The organism is Marivivens marinus, from assembly GCF_035969385.1.
GTDB lineage: Bacteria > Pseudomonadota > Alphaproteobacteria > Rhodobacterales > Rhodobacteraceae > SELP01.
In genome coordinates, this window is record NZ_JAYKKJ010000007.1 from 126,526 (window position 1) to 148,563 (window position 22,038).

The window sequence follows — 22,038 nt, forward strand, 5'->3', positions numbered from 1 at the left end:
CTGGATCGGCGCCGGGCACCAGCAATGAGTTCGGAGGAACCCATGACTGAAACGATCACATCGGATCGCGCTGGCCACGAGGCAGCCCTTACCCAAGTGGCCGAGGCCGCCCGTCTGGCCGCGCTGGGCGGCGGCGAGAAGTCCCGCGCCCGCCATGTGGCCCGGGGCAAGATGCTGCCCCGCGAAAGGGTCGCCAACCTGCTCGATCCCGGTTCGCCCTTCCTTGAGGTCGGGGCGACGGCGGCGCATGGCATGTATGGCGGCGCGGCCCCCTGCGCCGGGGTCATCGCCGGGATTGGTCTGGTCGAGGGGCGGCAGGTCATGGTCGTGGCCAATGATGCCACCGTGAAAGGCGGCACCTACTACCCGATGACCGTCAAGAAACATCTGCGGGCGCAGGAGATCGCCCAGCAGAACCGGCTGCCGTGCGTCTACCTTGTCGACAGCGGCGGTGCCAACCTGCCCAATCAGGACGAGGTCTTTCCCGACCGCGATCACTTTGGCCGCATCTTCTATAATCAGGCGCAGATGAGCGCCGCGGGCATCCCGCAAATCGCCGTGGTCATGGGGTCCTGCACCGCCGGGGGGGCCTATGTCCCGGCGATGGCCGATGTGTCGATCATCGTGAAGGAACAGGGGACGATCTTTCTTGCCGGTCCGCCCCTGGTGAAGGCCGCGACGGGCGAGGTCGTCAGCGCCGAAGATCTGGGCGGGGGCGACGTGCACACCCGGCTGTCGGGGGTCGCCGACTACCTGGCCGAAGACGACGCGCACGCGCTGGCGCTTGCCCGGCGGGCTGTACAAAACGCGCAACCCGCCCCGTCGGAATTGTATAAACCGGACAATTTCGACGCCCCGGCGGCCGGCATTGACGACCTGTTCGATGTGATCCCCTCGGACCTGCGAACCCCCTATGACATCCGGGAACTGATCACCCGGATCGTCGACGGATCGCGATTTGACGAGTTCAAGGCGCGGTTCGGGGAAACGCTTGTCACCGGCTTTGCCGAAATCGAGGGCATGGCCTGTGGCATCGTCGCCAACAATGGCGTGCTGTTTTCCGAGGCCGCCCAGAAGGGCGCGCATTTCGTAGAGCTGTGCAGTCAGCGCCGTATCCCTTTGATTTTCCTTCAGAACATCACCGGATTCATGGTCGGACGGAAGTATGAAAACGAAGGCATCGCCCGGCACGGGGCCAAGATGGTAACCGCCGTCGCAACCACCGCCGTCCCCAAGATCACCATGATCGTCGGCGGATCGTTCGGTGCCGGGAATTATGGAATGTCTGGAAGGGCTTACAGTCCGAATTTTATCTGGTCTTGGCCCACGTCGCGGACCGCCGTGATGGGTGGGGAACAGGCGGCAGGCGTGCTGGCAACCGTTCAGGCCGACGCGGCAGAGCGGGCTGGAACACCGCTTTCCCACGATCAGATCGACGCGATAAAATCACCGATTATCAAACAGTTCGAAGAACAATCTCATCCGCTCTATGCCTCGGCCCGGCTGTGGGATGACGGGGTGATCGACCCGCGCGACAGCCGCAAGGTGCTGGCCCTGTCCTTGCGAGCGGCACTGAATGCGCCGATCCCGGAAACCCGGTTCGGCGTGTTCCGGATGTGAGGGTAGAATGACCGAATTTCCCGAAGAAGGACGTTTCGAACGCGGCAAGATGGACCGGCTGACCGGTGCGCAATGGGTGCATGTCACGCCGGCTATGGCGCGGGCGCACCCGCAGGGACACCTGTCACTAATGCTTTGGTTTATAGTGATAATTTTCGTCGGTGCGGCAGGATTCCAGCTTTGGGAAACCCTTGGCGGCGCGGGTCAGCTCGGCTGGGTCGGCGTGCTGCTGAAACTCGCCACAGCAATCCTTCTCGTGCTCCGCGCGCCCTATGCGCTGGTGCTGGCGATGGTGCAGTTGATCTTTTCCGTCTTCACACTGGCGACTTTTCTTGCGGACGGGATCAGCCCCTTTGCAATCGTCGAGCTGATTTTTGTAATATTGGCAGTATCTTACCTGATGGAAGGCGACCGGCCGAACCTGATCTACCGGCACCGGTTCCGCAGCTACCCGAAGGGAGAGTGAATGCGCCCGTCGCCCATCCTGCGCCGCCCCCATGTGCGGGGTCGTGGCACGGTTCGCCGGTTTCGAATGGCGGCGCTGGCCCTTGTCGTGCTTGTCGGGGCCGGGCCGATGGTTCTGGACGCGGCGATCCTGGCGACAAAGGAGCAGTCCGGCTGCACCATTCGCGGGGTGGTGGATGGCGATACCGTGCGGCTGACCTGCCCGGATCAGGGCCGTGTGAATGGTCGCGTCACCGGGATCGACACGCCGGAACTGCGCGGGAGGTGCCTGTCGGAACGACTTCAGGCCCTGCATGCAAAGGCTTGGCTTCATTGGACATTCTGGTCCGCCCGCAACCTTGAGGCCGAACCGGGGGTACCCGATCTGTATAACCGCCCGCTGACGACAGTTACGGTCGATGGCCGCCCGCTGACAGAGATGATCATCGCCGCCGGTCTGGCTCGCCCCTATGACGGGGGCCGCCGGGCAAGCTGGTGTGAAGAGGAACGCTGATGTTTGACAAAATCCTGATCGCCAACCGGGGCGAGATTGCCTGCCGCGTCATCAGAACCGCCCGCGCGATGGGCGTTCGAACCGTGGCGGTCTATTCCGACGCGGACGCCACCGCGCTGCATGTCGAATTGGCGGATGAGGCGATCCACCTCGGCCCGTCGCCGGTGTCGGAAAGCTACCTGAAGGGCGATGCGATCATCGCCGCCGCGCTGGCGACGGGGGCAGAGGCGATCCACCCCGGCTATGGCTTCCTGTCGGAAAACCCGGATTTCGTCGAAGCGGTCGAGGCGGCGGGGCTGGTCTTTATCGGCCCGTCGGCCAAGGCAATCCGGGCGATGGGCCTGAAAGACGCCGCCAAGGCGCTGATGGAACAGGCCGGCGTGCCGGTCGTGCCCGGTTATCACGGCGCGGACCAGTCCGATGACCTGCTTGCGGCAGAGGCCGGGCGGATCGGCTATCCGGTGCTGATCAAGGCCGTGGCGGGCGGCGGCGGCAAGGGGATGCGGCTGGTCGAAGACCCCGCCGATTTCGTCGAGGCGCTGGCCAGCGCCCGGGCCGAGGCAAAGACCGCCTTTGGCAACCCCGATGTGCTGATCGAGAAATTCGTGACCCACCCCCGCCATATCGAGGTGCAGGTTTTCGGCGATGGCACCCGCGCGGTGCATCTGTTCGAGCGGGATTGTTCGCTGCAACGCCGCCACCAGAAGGTGATCGAGGAGGCCCCAGCGCCGGGCATGACCGAGAAGGTCCGCGCCGCAATGGGCGCCGCCGCCGTCCGCGCGGCAGAGGCGATCGGTTATTCCGGGGCCGGGACGGTGGAATTCATCGTGGACGGGTCCGGCCCGCTGCACGCCGATGGCTTCTGGTTCATGGAGATGAACACCCGCTTGCAGGTCGAACATCCGGTGACCGAGGCCATCACGGGCGTCGATCTGGTCGAGTGGCAGTTGCGCGTCGCCGCCGGAGAGCCGCTTCCCGCCCGTCAAGAAGATCTGGAAATCAACGGCCATGCGTTCGAGGCGCGGCTCTATGCCGAGGACGTGCCTGCCGGGTTCCTACCCGCGACGGGTCGGCTTGCGCATCTGGCTTTCCCCGCGCAGGTCCGGGCGGACAGCGGCGTGCGGGCAGGGGATGACATCTCTCCCTTCTACGATCCGATGATCGCCAAGGTCATCGTGCATGGCCCGGACCGGGACAGCGCCCTGCGCCGCCTGTCGCGCGGGTTGGCGGAGACGCAGGTGGCGGGCACCGTCACCAACCTGTCCTTCCTCAAGGCCCTGACCGATCATACGGGATTCGCGGCGGGGCAGGTGGATACCGGGCTGATCGCCCGCGACCTTGCCGACCTGACGCAGGTGCCGGAAGTCACCCCGCAGGTCGTGGCGCAGGCGGCGTTGATCCTGTCGGACCTGTGGGACGGCGGCGCGCCGACCCGTGGCTTTGCGCTTTGGGCACCCTTGGCCCGGACCGTCGAAACCACCGCAGGGCCGGTCGTTCTTCAGGTCCGGGGGCCAGACAGCGTGTTGGTCTCGGTCGATGGGCTGGTGGTCGAGGCCCTGCGCGACCGGCTGGGTTGGACCTTTGACGGGGACCGGGCGGTGCCCTTCGCCCGCCACCCGTGCGGTGTGACCCTGTTTGACGGGGTGGGCCGCGAGATCGGGTTGGTGGACCTATTGGACCGGGGCAGCGCCACAGGTGCGGGCGGCGATGCGGTTCTGGCCCCGATGCCGGGGCTGGTCACGGCCCTGTTCACCACCGTGGGCGCAGAGGTGAAGGAAGGCGACCGTCTGGCCACGCTGGAGGCGATGAAGATGGAACACACCCTGCGCGCGCCCCGCGACGGTACCGTGGCCCGCATCGGGGCCGAACCCGGCGGGCAGGTGGAAGCCGGGGCGCCGATCGTGGTATTGGACCCCGAAGGAGAGGTTACATGATCCGTCTGCACCATTGTCATCAGACCCGGTCGATGCGGGTTCTTTGGCTGCTGAATGAACTGGAGGCGGACTTTGAACTGATGGTCTATCCCTTCGACAAGACCTTGCGCTCTGACGCCTATCTGAGCCTCAGCCCGGCGGGCCGTGTCCCGGCGGTCGAGGTGGACGGCGAGGTGATGTTCGAAAGCCTTGCCATCCTTGAATACCTGACCGAACGGTTCCCCGATGCGGGCCTTGGTCGCGACACCGGCGACCTTGACCGCGCCGACTTCCTGAACTGGTTGCATTTCGCGGAAACCATCAGCCAGCATTGCGCCGCCCTGACCCAGCAGCACATCATGCTGTACGAGGATTACATGCGGTCTCCGCTGATCATGAAGCTGGAATCGAAACGCCTTGCCAACTGCCTGAAGGCGCTTGAGGGGCGGTTGTCGACCCCGGTCGAGAACCGGGACTACGTGTTGACCAGCGGGTTTTCGGTTGCGGATATTGCGCTGGGGCAGGCCGTTTATATGGCGCGGCACTTCGTCCGGCTGGACCCGTTCCCCGAGGTGGCGAAATGGTATGACCGGATCACCGACCGGCCTGCTTTCCGGGCCTCGATCCCCGATGGCAACGTGCCGCTGCTTTATGAGCAGGACTTTTACCCGCCATGGGAGGTGACAGGTGGCTGACCGTATCCGGATCTACGAGGTCGGGCCGCGTGATGGCTTGCAGAACGAACCGGGCGTGATCCCCCTGGCCCGGCGGCTGGAGTTGATCCGGGCGCTGGTCGCGGCGGGCCTGCGCGATATCGAGGTGGGCAGTTTCGTCTCGCCCCGCTGGGTGCCGCAGATGGCGGGTAGCGCCGAGATTCTGGCGGGGGTCGATTATGCCAACGAGGTCAACTTCGCGGCCCTGATTCCGAACATGAAGGGGTGGGAGTCCTATTCCGAGGCCATCGCACCCCTGCCACGGATTCCGGGCGAGGTGGCGGTGTTCATCTCGGCCTCGGAAGGGTTCAGCCGGGCCAATCTGAACTGTTCTGTCGCCGAAAGCCTTGACCGGATCGCGCCGGTTGTGGATGCGGCGCGCGCGGCGGGGGTCACGGTGCGGGGCTATGTATCTTGCGTGACGGACTGCCCCTTTGACGGGCCGACCGACCCGGCGCTGGTGGCCCGCGCGGTGGCGGGCCTGCGGGCGTTGGCACCGATGCAGGTCTCGCTGGGTGATACCATCGGCCGGGGCACGCCGGACAGCGTCAGCGCCATGCTGGACGCGGTTCTGGCGGTATGTGGGCCGGATGATCTGGCGGGGCATTTCCATGACACGACCGGGCTGGCGCTGGCCAATGTCGAGGTCGCGATCACGGCTGGCCTGCGCACCTTTGACAGTTCGGTGGCGGGGTTGGGCGGTTGCCCCTATGCGCCGGGCGCGCCGGGCAATCTGGACACCGGGGCACTGGTGGACCGCTGCGCGGCGCTGGGGTTTGAGACGGGCGTGGACCGGGCGGCACTGGACCGCGCCGCGGATATCGCACGGGGGCTAAGGGCGGCAGCATGACGGAACAAACGATTTCGGTGTCGGTGGACGATCGGGGGGTGGCCCGGCTGACCTTGACGCGGGCGGTCAAGCACAACGCCATGTCGGCGCAGATGATCGAAGAGCTGACGCAGGCCGCCAAACGGCTGGGCGCGGACCCGGCGGTGCGGGTGGTGGTTCTGGCCGCCGAGGGCGCCAGTTTTTGCGCCGGGGGCGATCTGGGCTGGATGCGCGACCAGATGCAGGCCGACGGGCCAACACGGGCGCGCGAGGCGACAAAGCTCGCGATGATGCTGAAGGCGATCAACGATTGCCCGAAACCTGTAATCGCACGGGTCCAGGGCAATGCCTTTGGCGGCGGGGTCGGCTTGATGTCGGTGGCCGATGTGGCGGTGACGGTCGAGGGGGCGAAATTCGGGCTGACGGAAACCCGTTTGGGGCTGATTCCCGCGACCATCGGCCCCTATGTCGTTGCCCGCATGGGCGAGGCGATGGCCCGGCGGGTGTTCATGTCCGCCCGGATTTTCAACGCGGCCGAAGCGGTGACGCTTGGGTTGGCGGCACGCGCGGTCCCGGCCGAGGCGCTGGATGACGCGGTCGAGGCAGAGGTCGCGCCCTATCTGTCCTGCGCCCCCGGTGCGGTGGCCGAAGCCAAGCGGCTGGCGCTGTCGCTTGGCGGCGCCCCGGACGAGGCCACCATCGCCCGCAGCATCGACGCGCTGGTGACCCGCTGGGAAAGCGCCGAGGCCGAGGCGGGAATCGCGGCGTTCTTCGCCAAGACACCGGCGCCTTGGGTGCAGGGCTAGGGCCTGTTGACATTCCCCACCTGCCGCCAGTTTCTGTCCAAAATTGCTCATCGCAAGGCATTTGAGTGCAGTCGTAGTGATCTACTTCAAGCTCAAATAACGCAGCGAGGGGCAATTTTGGCGAACCCCCGAAGGGGCGCGGCCCATTTTGCCCCTGCCATCGTTGATTTGCCCTGACGATCAACCAGATCGCTGCGGTCTAATCGCCTTGTCAGCGGCAAAATGGGTCTCGCGCTGGCGGCTCGTGGGGAGTGTCCACAGGCCCTAGAACACCGCCCGGCCTTCGATGCTGGCGAATTCGATCCGCGCCCGGCCCATTTCCTTGGCCCGGTATAGCGCGGCATCGGCAAGGGTCAGCATCTTTTCAATACTGTCGGCGGCCCGCACGGGCGTTGCCCCGACGGATAGGGTGATCTGCACCTCTGTCCCCTCCTTGGGAACCGCAATCCTGACCCCTTCGCAAATGCGTTCACCCACCGCGCGGGCCATGTCCGGGGTTGCCTTGGGCAGGAAGACGGCGAATTCCTCGCCGCCAAAGCGGCCCACGATATCGCCGGACCGGACCAGTTTGCGCATACGTTCGGCAATTGCCTGCAAGCACAGGTCGCCGACAGCGTGGCCGTAGGTATCGTTGATCCGCTTGAAATGATCCGCATCAACCAGAAGAAGCGCGCCACCCTGCCCGTTGACCGATGCCAGAGAAGCCTTTTCAAGAAAGTCGCCGCGGTTCGACAGTCCCGTCAAAATGTCCGTCGCGGCCATATCTGCGAGTCGGCGTTGCAACTGGTATTGGTGGGACATGACAGACAGGGCGAAAACCACGAATGGCGCCGACACGATCACAGTAACTAAAACCTGGCTGTAGGGGTCAAACCCTGCCTCGGGTCGGACCGTGCGTTCCACTGTGACATTGACGAGGTTGATCGCCACTTCGAACATCAGCCACTTCAAAAGGAAATCGCCCCGTGACTTGGGCGCGACGCGGGTGACAATTCGATGCATCAGGCCAGACGAAGACATTGGTTCGGCTCGTATACCCGGTGGTGATCAGTTGCTTCAGAGTTCGGCCAAAACCCTTCACGAATTCCAAATTTCGCGGCCATGATGGTTTGCATTGGATTCAAACTGGCACGAAGAACCGAAAAAGCGGGCGCCAGCCCATCGCCTTCGGTTGACCCTCTACCGCCCGAAGGGTAAAGCCTGACCAAGCCAACATGCGCCGGGCCGGTCTTGCGGCCCCGGGCGCGATGCGTGAAAGGACCCGGCCTTGGAAGATCTCCTGCGCGAATACCTTCCCATCATCATTTTTCTGGGACTTGCCATCGTTCTTGGCGTGATCCTGATCCTTGCCGCGGTCGTGCTGGCCGTGCGCAACCCGGACCCGGAAAAAGTGTCCGCCTATGAATGCGGGTTCAACGCCTTTGATGACGCCCGGATGAAGTTCGACGTGCGCTTCTACCTCGTGTCGATCCTGTTCATCATCTTCGACCTTGAAGTGGCCTTCCTGTTCCCATGGGCGGTGGCCTTCCAGGATATTTCGATGGTGGGCTTCTGGTCGATGATGGTGTTCCTGGCCGTGCTGACCATCGGCTTTGCCTATGAATGGAAGAAAGGGGCTCTCGAATGGGAGTGATGACCGGATCCAATACCGCGGGCGTCGACAAGGAAGTCGTCACCAGCGCGATCAATGCCGAGCTTCAGGACAAGGGGTTCATCGTCACCTCGACCGCCGACATCATCAACTGGGCGCGGACCGGGTCGCTGCACTGGATGACCTTCGGCCTTGCCTGCTGCGCGGTCGAGATGATGCATACCTCGATGCCGCGCTACGACCTTGAGCGTTACGGCACCGCGCCGCGTGCGTCCCCGCGCCAGTCGGACCTGATGATCGTTGCGGGCACCCTGACGAACAAGATGGCCCCGGCGCTGCGCAAGGTTTACGACCAGATGCCGGAACCGCGTTACGTGATCTCGATGGGGTCCTGCGCCAATGGCGGCGGCTATTATCACTACAGCTATTCCGTGGTGCGCGGCTGTGACCGGATCGTGCCGGTTGACGTCTACGTGCCCGGCTGCCCGCCGACGGCAGAGGCGCTGATGTATGGCATCCTGCAGCTGCAGCGGAAGATCCGCCGCACCGGCACCATCGTTCGCTAAGGGGGCGCATATGTCTGATGCACTGAATGAACTGGGCGCCCTGCTTGAGCTGAAGCGCAAGGATTGCGTGCTGGGCTGGGAGGTCGCCTTTGGCGAACTGACCGTCGATGTGGCCCCGTCCAACCTTGTGGCCTTTGTCGACTACATCAAGTCCGACAGCGCCTGCCAGTTTTCGTCGTTGGTGGATATCACGGCGGTGGACTACCCCGGCCGGGCCAAGCGGTTCGACGTGGTCTATCACTTCCTGTCGATGTACCAGAACCACCGGATCCGCCTGCGGGTGTCGATCGGGGAAGAGGAGATGGTCCCCTCGATCATCGAGGTGCACCCCAGCGCCAACTGGTTCGAACGTGAAGTCTTCGACATGTTCGGGATCATCTTCTCGGGCCACCCGGACCTGCGCCGCATCCTGACCGACTATGGCTTCCGTGGCCATCCGCTGCGCAAGGATTTCCCGACCACCGGCTATACCGAGGTCCGCTATGACGAGGTGCAAAAGCGCGTCGTCTATGAACCGGTGAAACTGGTGCAGGAATATCGCCAGTTTGATTTCATGAGCCCGTGGGAAGGGGCGGAATACATCCTTCCGGGCGACGAAAAGACGGAAAAGGCCGGGAGCTGAGGGTGAGCGACCGGGCGGCCATAAACGCGGGCCCCGAGGGTGGGGCAGGGCAGGCGACGCTCCTTTTCGGTGTGGGCGCGACCAAGGCCGGCACCAGCTGGCTTTACCGCTTTCTGGCGTCCCATCCCGAATGCCACCTGCGCACGATCAAGGAATTGCATTTCTACGATACGCTGGATCGCGATAACCTCGATTTCCAGTCCAGGCAGTTCCTGACCAAGCACGCGGCCCTTCTGGCCCGCCGCGAGCAGGTGCCCGCTGGCGATCCGCGCCGCCGCTACCTGCGCCGCCAGATTGCCGATCTTGAGGCCTATCTTCCGATTCTCGAAGCCGGGGATGAAGGCGGCTACCTGTCCTACCTGTCCGACGGGCGAGGGCAAAAGGGGCTGGTCGCGGATGTGACCCCCGCCTATTCGCTTCTGTCGGTCGAGCGTCTGAAATCCATGGCGTCGCTGGCACCGGTCACGCGCTTTGTCTACCTGATGCGCGATCCGGTTTCCCGGTTGTGGAGCCACGTGCGCATGATGGCCCACCGTGCCGCCAAGGCGGGGCAGAACCTGGCCAGTCACGCCGCGCGGATATTCGACAATGCGATGTCCGGAAAGGCGCAGCATGTGACGGACCGGGGCGACTACGCGGGCGCGCTGGACCGGCTGGATGCGGCGCTGGACCCCAGGGCGCTGTTCCTTGGGTTCTACGAAGAACTGTTTTCCGAACAGGCCATCGCGCGTCTTTGCGCCTTTCTTGGCCTTGCCCCGGTGGAGGCCCGTTTCGACAAGCGGGTCCACGAAGGGGTGAAGATTGAAATGACCGCTGACCAGCGGACCCGCGCAGCCGCCTATCTGCGGCCGCAATATGATTACGTCTTGGCCCGGATGGGCCGGCTTCCCGCCAAATGGGAAGCCAACTACGCAGGAGTATGACGATGATGGACGGCTCCAAGGGATTTGAAGACGCCGAAACCGGCGAACAGAAGATCCGCAACTTCAACATCAACTTCGGACCGCAGCACCCTGCGGCCCACGGGGTGTTGCGCCTTGTGCTGGAACTGGATGGCGAGATCGTGGAACGCTGCGACCCGCATATCGGGCTTCTGCATCGCGGCACCGAAAAGCTGATGGAAAGCCGGACCTACCTGCAGAACCTGCCCTATTTTGACCGGCTGGATTACGTGGCCCCGATGAACCAGGAGCACGCCTGGTGTCTGGCCATCGAAAAGCTGACCGGGACCGAGGTGCCGCGCCGCGCGTCGCTGATCCGGGTGCTCTATTCGGAAATCGGCCGGGTGCTGAACCACCTGCTGAACGTCACCACGCAGGCCATGGACGTCGGCGCGCTGACTCCGCCGCTGTGGGGCTTTGAAGAGCGTGAAAAGCTGATGATCTTCTACGAACGGGCCTGTGGCGCGCGCCTGCACGCGGCCTATTTCCGGCCCGGCGGCGTGCATCAGGACCTGCCCGATGCGCTGCTGAACGACATCGAGGAATGGGCCCACGCCTTCCCCGCCGTTCTGGACGATATCGACGGGCTGCTGACCGAGAACCGCATCTTCAAACAGCGCAACGTCGATATCGGCGTCGTCACCGAACAGGAGATCCTCGATTGGGGGTTCTCGGGCGTGATGGTGCGCGGTTCGGGCCTTGCCTGGGACCTGCGCCGCGCCCAGCCCTATGAATGCTACGACGAATTCGACTTCAAAGTGCCGGTGGGCAAGAACGGCGACTGCTATGACCGTTACCTCGTCCGTATGGAAGAGATGCGCCAGTCGACCAGCATAATCCTGCAAGCCATCGAAAAGCTGCGCGCCCCCGAAGGGCAGGGCGACGTCATGGCCCGCGGCAAGATCACCCCGCCGAAACGGGGCGACATGAAGACCTCGATGGAAGCGCTGATCCATCACTTCAAACTGTACACCGAAGGGTTCCACGTCCCCGCGGGCGAGGTCTATGCCGCTGTCGAGGCCCCCAAGGGCGAATTCGGCGTCTACCTTGTCGCCGACGGGACCAACAAACCCTACCGCGCCAAACTGCGTGCCCCCGGATACCTGCACCTTCAGGCCATGGACCACGTCGCCTCTGGCCACCAACTTGCCGACGTCGCCGCCATCATCGGCACAATGGACGTCGTTTTTGGAGAGATTGACCGCTAATGCTCCGCCGTCTTCATCCCGAACAGCCCGAAAGCTTTGCTTTCTCCCCCGCCAACCAGAAATGGGCCGAGGCGCAGATCACCAAGTATCCCGAGGGTCGTCAGGCCAGCGCGGTGATCCCGCTGTTGTGGCGCGCGCAGGAACAGGAAGGCTGGCTGACCCGGCCCGCGATCGAAGAGGTCGCCAAGATGCTGAACATGGCACCGATCCGGGTGATGGAGGTGGCCAGCTTCTACTTCATGTTCCAGTTGCAGCCGGTCGGCTCTGTCGCCCACATCCAGATTTGCGGCACCCTGTCCTGCATGATCTGCGGCGCCGAAGACCTGATCGCGGTCTGCCGCGAAAAGATCGCGGACAAGCCCCATGCGCTGTCGGCGGATGGCAAGTTTTCCTGGGAAGAGGTGGAATGCCTTGGCGCCTGCGCCAACGCCCCCATGGCCCAGATCGGCAAGGACTATTACGAAGACCTGACCGCCGACCGCCTGCGCGACATTCTGGACGAACTGGCCGCTGGCAAGGTGCCCACGCCGGGCCCGCAGAATGGCCGCTATGCGGCCGAGCCGCTGTCGGGGCTGACCTCGCTGACCGATCACGAAAGTGGCCGGACCCAGTATAACGCCAGCGCCCAGCTGGCCGTGGATATCGGCGATACCGTCAAACGGATCGACGGCACCGAAGTGCCGCTGCTGACGCCCTGGTTGGGCAAAGGTGGAGCAAAGCCCGCGAAACCGGCAGCCAAGCCCGCCGCGAAGCCCGCAGCCAAGAAGGCCGCCCCGAAAGCCGCCGCCAAGGTCGAAAAGCCCACTGCCCCCGTCGCGGCCCCGGCCGCCGTGACTGCCCCCGCACGGGAAAAGAAGCCGCGCACCATGGCCGCCCCGCGCAAGGCCGGTGCCGACGATCTGAAGCGGATTTCCGGGGTCGGCCCCAAGCTGGAAGGCGTGTTGAACGAATTGGGCTTCTGGCACTTCGACCAGATCGCCAAATGGACACCCGATGAGATCGCCTGGGTCGACAGCCGGCTGAAGTTCAAGGGCCGGATCGAACGGGATGACTGGATCGGGCAGGCCACGAAACTCGCGGCCGAGGGCTGACGGATCGCTTTGAAGTCACGCACATGATGCCGAAACCGCGCAATCTGTTGACTGAAGGCCGCAAGCGGGGCGGGAAACGCCCCGACCGGCCCGGTTTTCTTTGCCCGATCCACGCGGTTGGCTTTACAAATTCCCTGTCTGCCAAGCCGCACGCCATGACGCGGCGGGCCAAACAGGGAAGTTGAAGGAGTTAAGCGTCATGTCGCAATCAAACGAAGCCACCAGCTGCCGCAATCTGTCGTGGCTTGTCGCCCTGCTGGCCGGGCTGGTTGTCACCCTTTTGATGCGCGGTGCGGATCAGGGGTGGGTTCTGTCGATCATTGTCGGGCTGGTCGTCTTGTTCGCGCTTGGGTTTGTATTGACCCGGTTCTTCTGCGCCGATGCTGGGGTGACGACGACCGCGGCGACGCAGACCGTTGCACCGGTTGCTGCCGCCGCAACCCCCGCGCCACGCCCCGCCGCCGCGCCGGCCGCTGCCGCGACACCGGTCGCGACCTCGGCCTCGGTGGCCGCAGAGCCCGCGCCCGAACCGGTCCCGGTGGCCGAACCCAAGGCCGAACCGAAGCCCAAGGCAGCCGCCAAGCCGAAAGCGGCGGCAAAGCCCAAGGCCGCAGCAAAACCGAAGGCTGCCGCAAAGCCCAAAGCTGCCGCTGCCAAGGCAGAGGCCAAGCCTGCCGATTCAAAACCGGCCCGCCCGCCCGTGGCCAAAGATGGCACCCCCGCCGATCTGCTGACAAAACCGCGTGGCGGCAAGGCCGACGATCTGAAGATGATCAAGGGCGTCGGGCCGGGCATCGAAAAGACCCTCAACGAAATGGGGATCTGGCACTACGATCAGATCGCCGGTCTGCGGGGCAAGGAAATCACGTGGGTTGATGACCGGCTGAAGTTCAAGGGCCGGATCACGCGCGACGAATGGATCAAGCAGGCCCGGGTTCTGGCCCGGGGCGGCACGACCGAATTCGCGGCCCGCGCCAAGAAGGACGGCACCTACAAGAAGTAGGGCCATTGAAGGAACAGGATGGGAGACGATCCAGACCGCAAACGGGCCGAGGCCGGCAAACGCACCGCAAAGGTGATGGTTGCCACGGGGCTGTTCTGGATCGTCACCACCTATCTTGGGTCGCACCTGGGCTGGCCGCAACGCACGCGGGCCCTGTTCGACCTGATCGCCCTTGCCGGTTTCGGCTGGGCATTGTGGATGACTTATGGCATCTGGCGGTCACGCCAGAACGACAAGGGGTGAGCCGATGCTCAAAGACCAGGACCGGATCTTTACCAATATCTACGGCATGCATGACCGGACGCTGAAAGGCGCTCAGTCCCGTGGGCATTGGGATGGCACTGCCGCGATCATCAAGAAGGGCCGCGACTGGATCATCGACGAGATGAAGGCCAGCGGCCTGCGGGGCCGGGGCGGCGCAGGTTTCCCCACGGGCCTGAAGTGGTCGTTCATGCCCAAGGAATCGGATGGCCGCCCGTCCTACCTTGTGATCAACGCCGACGAATCCGAACCGGGCACCTGCAAGGACCGGGAAATCATGCGCCACGATCCGCATACGCTGATCGAAGGGGCGCTGATTGCCAGCTTCGCGATGCAGGCGCATACCTGCTACATCTACCTGCGCGGCGAATACATCCGCGAACGTGAAGCCCTGCAAAACGCCATCGACGAGGCCTATGCCGCCGGGCTTCTGGGCAAGAATGCCGCCAAGTCGGGCTGGGACTTCGACCTCTATCTGCACCACGGCGCGGGGGCCTATATCTGTGGCGAGGAAACAGCCCTTCTGGAAAGCCTTGAAGGCAAGAAGGGGATGCCGCGGATGAAGCCGCCGTTCCCGGCGGGCGCGGGCCTTTATGGCTGCCCGACCACGGTGAACAACGTCGAATCCATCGCCGTCGTGCCGACCATTCTGCGCCGGGGCGCATCGTGGTTCGCGGGCTTTGGCCGCCAAAACAACGCGGGCACCAAGCTGTTCGCGATCTCGGGCCATGTGAACAACCCCTGCGTCGTCGAAGAGGAAATGTCGATCACCTTTGAAGAGCTGATCGAAAAGCACTGCGGCGGTATCCGGGGCGGCTGGGAAAACCTCAAGGCCGTGATCCCCGGTGGGTCGTCCGTGCCCTGCGTCCGTGGCGAGAAGATGAAAGACGCCATCATGGACTTCGACTACCTGCGCGGAGAGCTGGGCTCGGGCCTTGGCACCGCTGCGGTGATCGTGATGGACAACTCTGTCGATATCATCAAGGCGATCTGGCGCCTGTCGAAGTTCTACAAGCACGAAAGCTGTGGCCAGTGCACTCCCTGCCGCGAAGGCACCGGCTGGATGATGCGGGTGATGGAACGGCTGGTGCAGGGCAATGCGAGCGTCGAGGAAATCGACATGCTGTTCGACGTGACCAAGCAGGTCGAAGGCCACACGATCTGCGCCCTTGGGGACGCGGCGGCCTGGCCGATCCAGGGTCTGATCCGCAACTTCCGCGACGAGATCGAGGATCGGATCAAGAGCAAGCGGATCGCGGCTGAATAACCGGAGCGATGCAATACAATCAGTTCCACCCCAACAGTTGCCCCAGTTGCGGAACGCGCCCCTATCCTTGGGGCAAGGCCTGCGAAACCTGCGGACTGGTTGGGGAGGAACGGGTTGGCCCGGCATGGATGCCGCGCCTTGCGCCTGTCGCGGCATCGCTGTTTGTCATTCTGGTGATCATGGCCGTGATCGGAGCGATTTTTTCGGCTGGGTAGCCATGGCATCCCGCCCCGATAGGCGAATTTGATGACGATGGAACTTTTCCTTGCCTGCCCGCCGGGCTTTGAACCGACCCTTGCCGCCGAGGCGCGCGAGGCCGGGTTAAAGAGCGTGGCGGAAACGCCGGGCGGCGTGACCTGCGCGGGCGACTGGGCCGAGGTCTGGCGCGCCAACCTTGTCTTGCGCGGCGCGACCCGCGTGTTGGCCCGGGTCGAAGAATTCCGCGCCTTCCACCTGGCCCAGCTCGACAAACGCGCGCGGAAGGTCGATTGGGCCACGATCCTGCCCAAGGCCGCGCCGGTCAAGGTCGAGGTGACAAGCCGCAAGTCCAAGATCTATCACGCGGGTGCGGCTGCCCAGCGGATCGAAAAGGCGCTGACCGACAGCATCGGCGCAGTGATCGACTCGGAGGCCGCGCTGAAACTGAAGGTGCGGATCGACGACAACCTTGTGACCTTTTCCATCGATACATCGGGCGAGAGCCTGCACAAACGCGGCCACAAGGTCGCGGTGAACAAGGCGCCGCTGCGCGAAACGCTGGCTGCGCTGTGCCTGCGGGCCTGCGGATTTGACGGGACCCAGACCGTGCTGGACCCGATGTGCGGGTCGGGCACCTTCCCGATCGAGGCGGCGGAATGGGCCGCCGGGCTGATGCCGGGGCGCGACCGCCGGTTCGCCTTTGAAGACCTGCCCAGCTTTGACGCGGCCAGTTGGGCGCGGATGAAAACGGGTGCTGAACGGCCAACCTCGGCCCGGTTCTACGGGTCCGACAGGGACGCAGGTGCGGTGCGCATGGCACAGGACAACGCGGGCCGGGCCGGGGTGGACGACATCTGCCTGTTCGAATGCAAACCCATCTCGGACATCGCGCCACCGGAAGGGCCGCCCGGATTGGTGATGATCAACCCGCCATATGGTGGGCGGATCGGCAACAAGAAGCTGTTGTTCGGCCTCTATGGCGCGATGGGCAAGGTCCTGTCGGAACGATTTGCCGGCTGGCGGGTCGGCTTTGTCACCTCGGACGGGGGGCTGGCCAAGGCGACGGGGCTGGACCTGTCCGCAGGTCCGCCCATTGATAACGGCGGGATCAAGATCCGGCTGTATCAGGCGCAGCTGTAGCGCCGATCGCCGCTGAAATTTCCGCCGCCGCGCGGGCCACTTCCGCCCCGAAGGCCGCAAGCCGCGCTTCGGTGAACCGGGCCGAGGGGCCCGAGATGGAAATCCCGCCCACAACCTCGCCCCGCGCATCGCGGATGGCCGCGCCCATGCAGGACATGCCGATGTGCCGTTCTTCGCGGTCGAACGACCAGCCGCGGGCGGCGGTCTTGTCCAGATCGGCCTCCAGAACCGGGCGATGTGACAGGGTGCTGCCGGTAAAGGCGGTCAATTGCATTGACCCGATCAGCCGGTCGCGCCGGTCGCGGGGCAGGGCGGCAAGGATCGCCTTGCCGGTGCCGGAAGCATGCATCGCGGTACGGGTGCCGGGGTGAAAGAAGGCCCGGATCGGGTTCCGGCTTTCGACCTGACCGACGAAGACCACCTCGGTCCCATCCTGAACCGCAAGGTTCGCGGTTTCCCCTGTCGCCTCCATCAGGTGCCGCATCACCGGGCGCGCAGCATCCAGAAGCGTCGTGCGCCGCAGATAGGCGGACCCGGTGCGATAGGCCTCGATCCCGACGGCCCATGTTTGGGCCGCGTTGTCAAAGGCGGCGAAGCCCCGGTTCTGCAGCGTGGTCAGAATGCGGTGGGTCGTGGGGGCGGGGATGTCCAGCGCCTCGGATATTCCGGTCAGGGTCCGGTCCTCGGCCCGGGCCAGATGTTCCAGCACCAGAAGCGCCCGGTCCAGCGCCTGAAGCGTGGGCGCGGTGGATTCGGTGAAGGCGGATCGGGGGCGGCCGCGGCTGCGTTTTTCCATGTCAGGTCTCCTGTCGAGGCCAGTCTAGGCGCGTGAAAATATTTTTCAATGTTCTGCGCGTATCTGCTTTGAAAAGCATTAAATCGCAGAAAAACAGCTACTTGGTTATTTTACCCCATAAGTGAAAAATAATTTTGAAAAAATTGCGAAACCGGGGCGGGGGTCGCATGATCTGCACATACAGCCCGAAAGGAGCCACCGATGTCAGATCAGAACCCGGTTTTCATTCCCGGCCCGACCAATATCCCTGACCGCCTGCGCCGTGCGATGATGGTGCAGACCCGCGACCACCGCGCTCCGGATTTCGTGGATACGCTGCTGCCAGTGCTGGACCGCTGCAAGACGGTTTTCGGCACGACCGAGGGCACCGTCATCACCTTCCCCTCCTCGGGCACCGGGGGCTGGGAAGCGGCGATCACCAACACCCTGTCGCCCGGCGACGCGGTTCTGATCGCGCGCTATGGCATGTTCTCGCACCGGTGGATCGACCTGTGCCAGCGGCACGGGCTGGACGTGCGGATCATCGAATGCGACTGGGGCAGCGGTGCCCCCGCCGACAAGTTCGCCGAGGCGTTGGCCGCCGATACCGCCCATGACATCAAAGCGGTTCTTGTCACCCATAACGAGACCGCGACCGGCGTCCTGTCCGATATCGGCGCGGTGCGGGCGGCGATGAACAGGGCCGGTCATCCGGCGCTGTTGATGGTCGATGCGGTGTCATCGCTCGCTTCCGTCCCGTTCCGGATGGACGACTGGGGCGTCGATATCTGCGTGTCGGGCAGCCAGAAGGGGTTCATGCTGGCCACCGGCATGGCGATCCTTGCGGTCAGCCCAAAGGCGCTGGCGGCGATGGAGGGGGCGACCCTGCCGCGCACCTTCTTTTCCTTCAAGGACATGATGGGGGCAAATGCCAATGGTGGCTTCCCCTACACCCCGCCGCTGCAACTGATCTATGGTCTGTCCGAGGCGCTGGACATGTTGGAAGAGGAGGGGTTGGACAATGTTTATGCCCGCCATCACCGGCTGGCCGAAGGGGTTCGCCGCGCGGTCGCGGCATGGGGGCTGAAGCTGGTTGCCCAGTCGCCCGACCTGTACAGCGATACGGTCAGTGCGATCTACGTCCCCGAAGGATTCAACAGCGATGCGCTGACCGATCACGCCTTCCATGCTTACGGCGTGTCCTTCGGGGTTGGCCTTGGCCAGATGAAGGGCCGCGCCTTCCGCATCGGCCATCTGGGTATGCTGACCGAAACCATGGTCCTGTCGGGCCTTGCCACAATTGAAATGGCGATGGCCGATCTGGATTACCCGATCACCCTGGGCAGCGGGGTTGCCGCCGCGCAGGACTATTTCCGCAAATCGCGCCCCGCGCTGTCCAAAGCCGCATGAGGACCGAATGACACACTGGCCCACCTTCGATGACGTCATCGCGGCCCATGACCGGATCGCGCCCTACATCCACCGGACCCCGGTCCTGACGTCCGAGTTCATCAACAGGCTTGCCGGGTGCGAGTTGTTCTTCAAATGCGAGAACCTGCAAAAGGCGGGCGCGTTCAAGGCGCGCGGCGCGTCCAATGCCGTCTTTGGCCTGACTGACGAGCAGGCCGCGCGGGGCGTTGCCACCCATTCCAGCGGCAACCACGGCACCTGCCTGTCCTATGCCGCCGGGCGCCGGGGCATTCCCTGCACCGTGGTCATGCCGCGCACCGCGCCGCAGGCCAAGAAGGACGCGGTCAAGGGCTATGGCGGCCGCGTGGTGGAATGCGAACCCTCGACCACCTCGCGCGAAGCGGTTTTTGCCGAGGTCGTGGCCGAGACCGGGGCCGAGTTCGTGCACCCCTACAACGACCTGCGGGTGATCACCGGGCAGGCCACCTGTAGCCGCGAGTTGCTGGAACAGGCGCCGGGGCTGGACGCGGTCATCGCGCCGATTGGCGGTGGCGGCATGGTGTCGGGCACCTGCCTGACCTTGTCGAACATCGCGACCGGCGTGAAGATCTATGCCGCCGAACCGGAGCAGGCCGATGACGCCGCCCGCAGTTTCCGCGCGGGACACATCATCGCCGATGACGCGCCGGTGACGGTGGCGGATGGGCTTAAGGTGCCGCTGAAGGAAAACACATGGCACTATGTGTCGAACCATGTGACCGACATCCTGACCGCATCCGAGCAAGAGATCATCGATGCGATGAAGCTGATTTGGAAGCGGATGAAGATCGTGATGGAACCGTCCAGCGCCGTGCCGCTGGCCACCATCCTGAAGAACCCTGACATTTTCGCGGGCCAGAAGGTCGGCGTCATCATCACCGGCGGCAACGTCGATCTGGACAAACTGCCCTGGCAGTGAAGGAGGATACCATGAACGCAGAAACCAAATTCGAAGGGCTTGAGGTCGGGTTCGACGTGCCCGCGCTGCCCGGGATGGACGAGGCCGATATCCAGACCCCCTGCATCGTGCTGGATCTGGACGCGCTGGAACGCAACATCGTCAAGATGGGCGACTATGCCAAGGCGCATGGGATGCGTCACCGGGTGCACGGCAAGATGCATAAATCCGTGGATGTGGCCAAGCTGCAGGAACGGATGGGGGGCGCCGTCGGCGTCTGCTGCCAGAAGGTGTCCGAGGCCGAGGTTTTCGCCCGCGGCGGCATCAAGGATATCCTTGTGTCCAATCAGGTGCGTGATCCGCTCAAAGTCGACCGTCTGGCCCGCCTGCCCAAGCTGGGCGCGCGGACCATTGTCTGCGTCGATGATGTCGCCAATGTCGCGGACCTGTCAGCGGCGGCGGTCAAGCATGGCACCGAACTAGAGGTTTTTGTCGAGATCGACTGCGGCGCGGGCCGCTGCGGCGTCACCACGACCCCGGCGGTGATCGAGATTGCCAAGGCGGTTGAGGCCGCGCCGAACCTGAAGTTCACCGGCATTCAGGCCTATCAGGGCGCGATGCAGCACATGGACAGCTATACCGACCGCAAGGCCAAGCTGGACGCCGCGATTGCGCAGGTGAAGGACGCCGTGGACGGGTTGAAGGCCGAAGGGATCGAATGCGAACTGGTCTCGGGCGGCGGCACGGGCAGCTATTATTTCGAAAGCAACTCGGGCGTTTACAACGAATTGCAGTGCGGGTCCTACGCTTTCATGGATGCCGACTATGGCCGCATCCTTGACGCGGACGGGAACCGCATTGACCGGGGGGAATGGGAAAACGCGATGTTCCTTTACACTCAGGTCATGTCCCACGCTAAGGCGGATAAGGCGATTGTCGATGCCGGGCTGAAGGCGCAATCGGTCGATAGCGGGTTGCCGGTGGTCTTTGGCCGCGACGATGTCGAATACATCAAATGTTCGGATGAACACGGCGTCGTTTCGGACCCGAAGGGCGTGCTGAAGGTCGGCGAAAAGCTGCGGCTTGTGCCTGGTCACTGCGACCCGACGGCGAATGTCCATGACTGGTATGTCGGTGTTCGGAACGGCAAGGTTGAAACCCTTTGGCCCGTGTCGGCCCGTGGAAAGGCCTACTGATGGCCGAGGGTTTGCTGATCGTGAACGAGGCCGCCTGCGAGGCGGTCGTGACCCGCGGCGCGGCCTTTGCCGCCGTGGAAAGTACATTTGCCGCCATGGCGACGGGGGAGGCGTGGAACTTTCCCGTGGTGCGCGAGGCGCTGGGCCATGCGGACGCGCTTTACGGTTTTAAGTCCGGGTTCGACCGGGCGGGCATGGCGTTGGGCGTGAAATCCGGGGGCTATTGGCCGGGAAACGCGGCCAAGGGGCTGACCAACCACCAGTCCACTGTGTTCCTGTTCGATCCGGACACCGGGCAGCTGGCCGCGCTGGTCGGCGGCAATTACCTGACCGCGATCCGCACGGCGGCGGCGTCTTCGGTGTCCATCGCGCATCTGGCGCGGCCGGACGCCAAGGTGATCGGCATGGTCGGGGCGGGGCACCAATCGGCGTTCCAGCTGCGCGCGGCGCTGGAACAGCGCGACTTTGAAAAGGTCGTCGCCTGGAACCCGCATCCGGACATGCTGCCCCGGCTACGGGCCGTGGCCGAAGAGGCCGGGCTGCCCTTTGAAGGGGTGGAGCGCGAGGAGTTGGGTGCGCAGGCGGATGTGATCATCACCATCACCTCGGCCTTCGAGCCGCTTCTGATGCGCGACTGGATCAAGCCGGGCACCCATCTGGCCTGCATGGGCACCGACACCAAGGGCAAGCAAGAGGTCGACCCGGCGATCCTGACCGCCGCGACCGTGTTCACCGATGAGGTCGCCCAATCGATCACCATCGGCGAGGCGCAGCATGCGGTGGGTCACGGGCTGATGGGCGAGGGGGATATCACCCCCATCGGGGCGGTGATCAACGGCACCCATCCAGGCCGGACGTCGGCGGAGGAGATCACCCTGTTCGGCGGAACCGGTGTCGGGCTTCAGGATCTGGCGGTGGCGCAGGTCGCCGCAAAGCTGGCGGAAGAGCAAGGCAAGGCGCAGCGGATCGCCCTGTGACGGGGCGGTGGGTTGA

At 64.2% G+C, this 22,038-nt stretch carries 23 protein-coding genes; 21 read left to right on the plus strand and 2 right to left on the minus strand.

Annotated elements, in window-relative coordinates; translation table 11 throughout:
* Window positions 1–42 precede the first annotated feature (42 nt).
* From U3648_RS12245 to U3648_RS12275, 7 genes are read left to right on the plus strand one after another with little or no spacing between them, the layout of a single operon-like run.
* The gene (locus U3648_RS12245; RefSeq protein ID WP_420859515.1) at window positions 43–1,620 is read left to right on the plus strand and encodes a carboxyl transferase domain-containing protein; all 1,578 of its coding nucleotides are present in this window, start codon (window positions 43–45) and stop codon (window positions 1,618–1,620) included.
* 7 nt (window positions 1,621–1,627) lie between these two features.
* Complete coding sequence (locus U3648_RS12250) at window positions 1,628–2,086, plus strand: hypothetical protein (RefSeq protein ID WP_420859516.1); 459 nt, start codon at window positions 1,628–1,630, stop codon at window positions 2,084–2,086.
* Complete coding sequence (locus U3648_RS12255; RefSeq protein ID WP_420859517.1) at window positions 2,087–2,578, plus strand: thermonuclease family protein; 492 nt, start codon at window positions 2,087–2,089, stop codon at window positions 2,576–2,578.
* Window positions 2,578–4,512: an acetyl/propionyl/methylcrotonyl-CoA carboxylase subunit alpha gene (locus U3648_RS12260; protein ID WP_420859518.1), complete on the plus strand. Its 1,935-nt coding sequence runs from the start codon at window positions 2,578–2,580 to the stop codon at window positions 4,510–4,512. Before U3648_RS12255 ends, U3648_RS12260 begins: the two co-directional genes overlap by 1 nt.
* Complete coding sequence (locus tag U3648_RS12265) at window positions 4,509–5,186, plus strand: glutathione S-transferase family protein (protein WP_420859519.1); 678 nt, start codon at window positions 4,509–4,511, stop codon at window positions 5,184–5,186. The genes U3648_RS12260 and U3648_RS12265 overlap by 4 nt, the downstream gene beginning before the upstream one ends.
* Complete coding sequence (locus U3648_RS12270; RefSeq protein WP_420859520.1) at window positions 5,179–6,054, plus strand: hydroxymethylglutaryl-CoA lyase; 876 nt, start codon at window positions 5,179–5,181, stop codon at window positions 6,052–6,054. Before U3648_RS12265 ends, U3648_RS12270 begins: the two co-directional genes overlap by 8 nt.
* On the plus strand, window positions 6,051–6,839 hold the full coding sequence (locus U3648_RS12275) for a crotonase/enoyl-CoA hydratase family protein (RefSeq protein ID WP_420859521.1): 789 nt from the start codon (window positions 6,051–6,053) through the stop codon (window positions 6,837–6,839). The genes U3648_RS12270 and U3648_RS12275 overlap by 4 nt, the downstream gene beginning before the upstream one ends.
* Before the next feature lie 264 nt (window positions 6,840–7,103).
* Here U3648_RS12275 and U3648_RS12280 read toward each other — a convergent pair whose 3' ends face one another.
* Window positions 7,104–7,841 carry a GGDEF domain-containing protein gene (locus U3648_RS12280; protein ID WP_420859522.1) on the minus strand — a complete coding sequence of 246 codons (738 nt, stop codon included), beginning with the start codon at window positions 7,839–7,841 and terminating at the stop codon, window positions 7,104–7,106.
* Window positions 7,842–8,106: 265 nt separating this feature from the next.
* On the opposite strand from U3648_RS12280, the gene U3648_RS12285 reads away from it, so the two are divergent.
* The 10 genes from U3648_RS12285 to U3648_RS12330 all read left to right on the plus strand — a co-directional run bounded on the left by U3648_RS12285 (window position 8,107) and on the right by U3648_RS12330 (window position 16,727).
* Entirely contained in the window at window positions 8,107–8,472 is a 366-nt protein-coding gene (locus U3648_RS12285) for an NADH-quinone oxidoreductase subunit A (RefSeq protein WP_129679853.1), read from the plus strand.
* Window positions 8,472–8,996: a NuoB/complex I 20 kDa subunit family protein gene (locus U3648_RS12290; RefSeq protein WP_129679855.1), complete on the plus strand. Its 525-nt coding sequence runs from the start codon at window positions 8,472–8,474 to the stop codon at window positions 8,994–8,996. The genes U3648_RS12285 and U3648_RS12290 overlap by 1 nt, the downstream gene beginning before the upstream one ends.
* 10 nt (window positions 8,997–9,006) lie before the next feature.
* Window positions 9,007–9,618 carry an NADH-quinone oxidoreductase subunit C gene (locus U3648_RS12295; RefSeq protein ID WP_420859523.1) on the plus strand — a complete coding sequence of 204 codons (612 nt, stop codon included), beginning with the start codon at window positions 9,007–9,009 and terminating at the stop codon, window positions 9,616–9,618.
* 2 nt (window positions 9,619–9,620) lie between these two features.
* Window positions 9,621–10,541 (plus strand): sulfotransferase, encoded by a 921-nt coding sequence (locus U3648_RS12300; protein WP_420859524.1) that lies wholly within the window; start codon window positions 9,621–9,623, stop codon window positions 10,539–10,541.
* A 2-nt stretch (window positions 10,542–10,543) separates the two neighbouring features.
* Window positions 10,544–11,767: an NADH-quinone oxidoreductase subunit D gene (locus U3648_RS12305; RefSeq protein WP_420859525.1), complete on the plus strand. Its 1,224-nt coding sequence runs from the start codon at window positions 10,544–10,546 to the stop codon at window positions 11,765–11,767.
* On the plus strand, window positions 11,767–12,858 hold the full coding sequence (locus U3648_RS12310) for an NADH-quinone oxidoreductase subunit E (protein WP_420859526.1): 1,092 nt from the start codon (window positions 11,767–11,769) through the stop codon (window positions 12,856–12,858). Before U3648_RS12305 ends, U3648_RS12310 begins: the two co-directional genes overlap by 1 nt.
* Before the next feature lie 199 nt (window positions 12,859–13,057).
* Window positions 13,058–13,861 (plus strand): NADH-quinone oxidoreductase subunit E, encoded by an 804-nt coding sequence (locus U3648_RS12315; RefSeq protein WP_420859527.1) that lies wholly within the window; start codon window positions 13,058–13,060, stop codon window positions 13,859–13,861.
* Between the two features lie 18 nt (window positions 13,862–13,879).
* Entirely contained in the window at window positions 13,880–14,104 is a 225-nt protein-coding gene (locus tag U3648_RS12320; RefSeq protein WP_420859528.1) for a DUF5337 domain-containing protein, read from the plus strand.
* Between the two features lie 4 nt (window positions 14,105–14,108).
* Window positions 14,109–15,389 carry an NADH-quinone oxidoreductase subunit NuoF gene (gene nuoF / locus U3648_RS12325; RefSeq protein WP_420859529.1) on the plus strand — a complete coding sequence of 427 codons (1,281 nt, stop codon included), beginning with the start codon at window positions 14,109–14,111 and terminating at the stop codon, window positions 15,387–15,389.
* Between the two features lie 246 nt (window positions 15,390–15,635).
* Window positions 15,636–16,727: a THUMP domain-containing class I SAM-dependent RNA methyltransferase gene (locus U3648_RS12330; RefSeq protein WP_420859530.1), complete on the plus strand. Its 1,092-nt coding sequence runs from the start codon at window positions 15,636–15,638 to the stop codon at window positions 16,725–16,727.
* Here the strand turns inward: U3648_RS12330 and U3648_RS12335 are convergent.
* A complete protein-coding gene (locus U3648_RS12335; RefSeq protein WP_420859531.1) occupies window positions 16,696–17,523 on the minus strand; it encodes an IclR family transcriptional regulator in 828 nt (275 codons plus the stop codon). The genes U3648_RS12330 and U3648_RS12335 overlap by 32 nt on opposite strands.
* Before the next feature lie 201 nt (window positions 17,524–17,724).
* On the opposite strand from U3648_RS12335, the gene bhcA reads away from it, so the two are divergent.
* From bhcA to bhcD, 4 genes are read left to right on the plus strand one after another with little or no spacing between them, the layout of a single operon-like run.
* Window positions 17,725–18,912, plus strand: coding sequence for an L-aspartate--glyoxylate aminotransferase BhcA (gene bhcA / locus U3648_RS12340; protein WP_420859532.1), 1,188 nt, complete (start codon window positions 17,725–17,727; stop codon window positions 18,910–18,912).
* Window positions 18,913–18,919: 7 nt separating this feature from the next.
* The gene (gene bhcB, locus U3648_RS12345) at window positions 18,920–19,870 is read left to right on the plus strand and encodes a beta-hydroxyaspartate dehydratase BhcB (RefSeq protein WP_420859533.1); all 951 of its coding nucleotides are present in this window, start codon (window positions 18,920–18,922) and stop codon (window positions 19,868–19,870) included.
* Between the two features lie 11 nt (window positions 19,871–19,881).
* Window positions 19,882–21,045 (plus strand): 3-hydroxy-D-aspartate aldolase BhcC, encoded by a 1,164-nt coding sequence (gene bhcC, locus U3648_RS12350; RefSeq protein WP_420859534.1) that lies wholly within the window; start codon window positions 19,882–19,884, stop codon window positions 21,043–21,045.
* Window positions 21,045–22,022, plus strand: coding sequence for an iminosuccinate reductase BhcD (gene bhcD, locus U3648_RS12355; RefSeq protein ID WP_420859535.1), 978 nt, complete (start codon window positions 21,045–21,047; stop codon window positions 22,020–22,022). The genes bhcC and bhcD overlap by 1 nt, the downstream gene beginning before the upstream one ends.
* Window positions 22,023–22,038 lie beyond the last annotated feature (16 nt).

What these genes read in the sequence shown, in the direction of transcription:
- U3648_RS12245 (WP_420859515.1), top strand. Translation starts at nt 43, where the DNA reads ATGACTGAAACGATCACATCGGATCGCGCTGGCCACGAGGCAGCCCTT.
- U3648_RS12250 (WP_420859516.1), top strand. Translation starts at nt 1,628, where the DNA reads ATGACCGAATTTCCCGAAGAAGGACGTTTCGAACGCGGCAAGATGGAC.
- U3648_RS12255 (WP_420859517.1), top strand. Translation starts at nt 2,087, where the DNA reads ATGCGCCCGTCGCCCATCCTGCGCCGCCCCCATGTGCGGGGTCGTGGC.
- U3648_RS12260 (WP_420859518.1), top strand. Translation starts at nt 2,578, where the DNA reads ATGTTTGACAAAATCCTGATCGCCAACCGGGGCGAGATTGCCTGCCGC.
- U3648_RS12265 (WP_420859519.1), top strand. Translation starts at nt 4,509, where the DNA reads ATGATCCGTCTGCACCATTGTCATCAGACCCGGTCGATGCGGGTTCTT.
- U3648_RS12275 (WP_420859521.1), top strand. Translation starts at nt 6,051, where the DNA reads ATGACGGAACAAACGATTTCGGTGTCGGTGGACGATCGGGGGGTGGCC.
- U3648_RS12280 (WP_420859522.1), bottom strand. Translation starts at nt 7,841, where the DNA reads ATGCATCGAATTGTCACCCGCGTCGCGCCCAAGTCACGGGGCGATTTC.
- U3648_RS12290 (WP_129679855.1), top strand. Translation starts at nt 8,472, where the DNA reads ATGACCGGATCCAATACCGCGGGCGTCGACAAGGAAGTCGTCACCAGC.
- U3648_RS12295 (WP_420859523.1), top strand. Translation starts at nt 9,007, where the DNA reads ATGTCTGATGCACTGAATGAACTGGGCGCCCTGCTTGAGCTGAAGCGC.
- U3648_RS12305 (WP_420859525.1), top strand. Translation starts at nt 10,544, where the DNA reads ATGATGGACGGCTCCAAGGGATTTGAAGACGCCGAAACCGGCGAACAG.
- U3648_RS12310 (WP_420859526.1), top strand. Translation starts at nt 11,767, where the DNA reads ATGCTCCGCCGTCTTCATCCCGAACAGCCCGAAAGCTTTGCTTTCTCC.
- U3648_RS12315 (WP_420859527.1), top strand. Translation starts at nt 13,058, where the DNA reads ATGTCGCAATCAAACGAAGCCACCAGCTGCCGCAATCTGTCGTGGCTT.
- U3648_RS12320 (WP_420859528.1), top strand. Translation starts at nt 13,880, where the DNA reads ATGGGAGACGATCCAGACCGCAAACGGGCCGAGGCCGGCAAACGCACC.
- nuoF (WP_420859529.1), top strand. Translation starts at nt 14,109, where the DNA reads ATGCTCAAAGACCAGGACCGGATCTTTACCAATATCTACGGCATGCAT.
- U3648_RS12330 (WP_420859530.1), top strand. Translation starts at nt 15,636, where the DNA reads ATGACGATGGAACTTTTCCTTGCCTGCCCGCCGGGCTTTGAACCGACC.
- U3648_RS12335 (WP_420859531.1), bottom strand. Translation starts at nt 17,523, where the DNA reads ATGGAAAAACGCAGCCGCGGCCGCCCCCGATCCGCCTTCACCGAATCC.
- bhcA (WP_420859532.1), top strand. Translation starts at nt 17,725, where the DNA reads ATGTCAGATCAGAACCCGGTTTTCATTCCCGGCCCGACCAATATCCCT.
- bhcB (WP_420859533.1), top strand. Translation starts at nt 18,920, where the DNA reads ATGACACACTGGCCCACCTTCGATGACGTCATCGCGGCCCATGACCGG.
- bhcC (WP_420859534.1), top strand. Translation starts at nt 19,882, where the DNA reads ATGAACGCAGAAACCAAATTCGAAGGGCTTGAGGTCGGGTTCGACGTG.
- bhcD (WP_420859535.1), top strand. Translation starts at nt 21,045, where the DNA reads ATGGCCGAGGGTTTGCTGATCGTGAACGAGGCCGCCTGCGAGGCGGTC.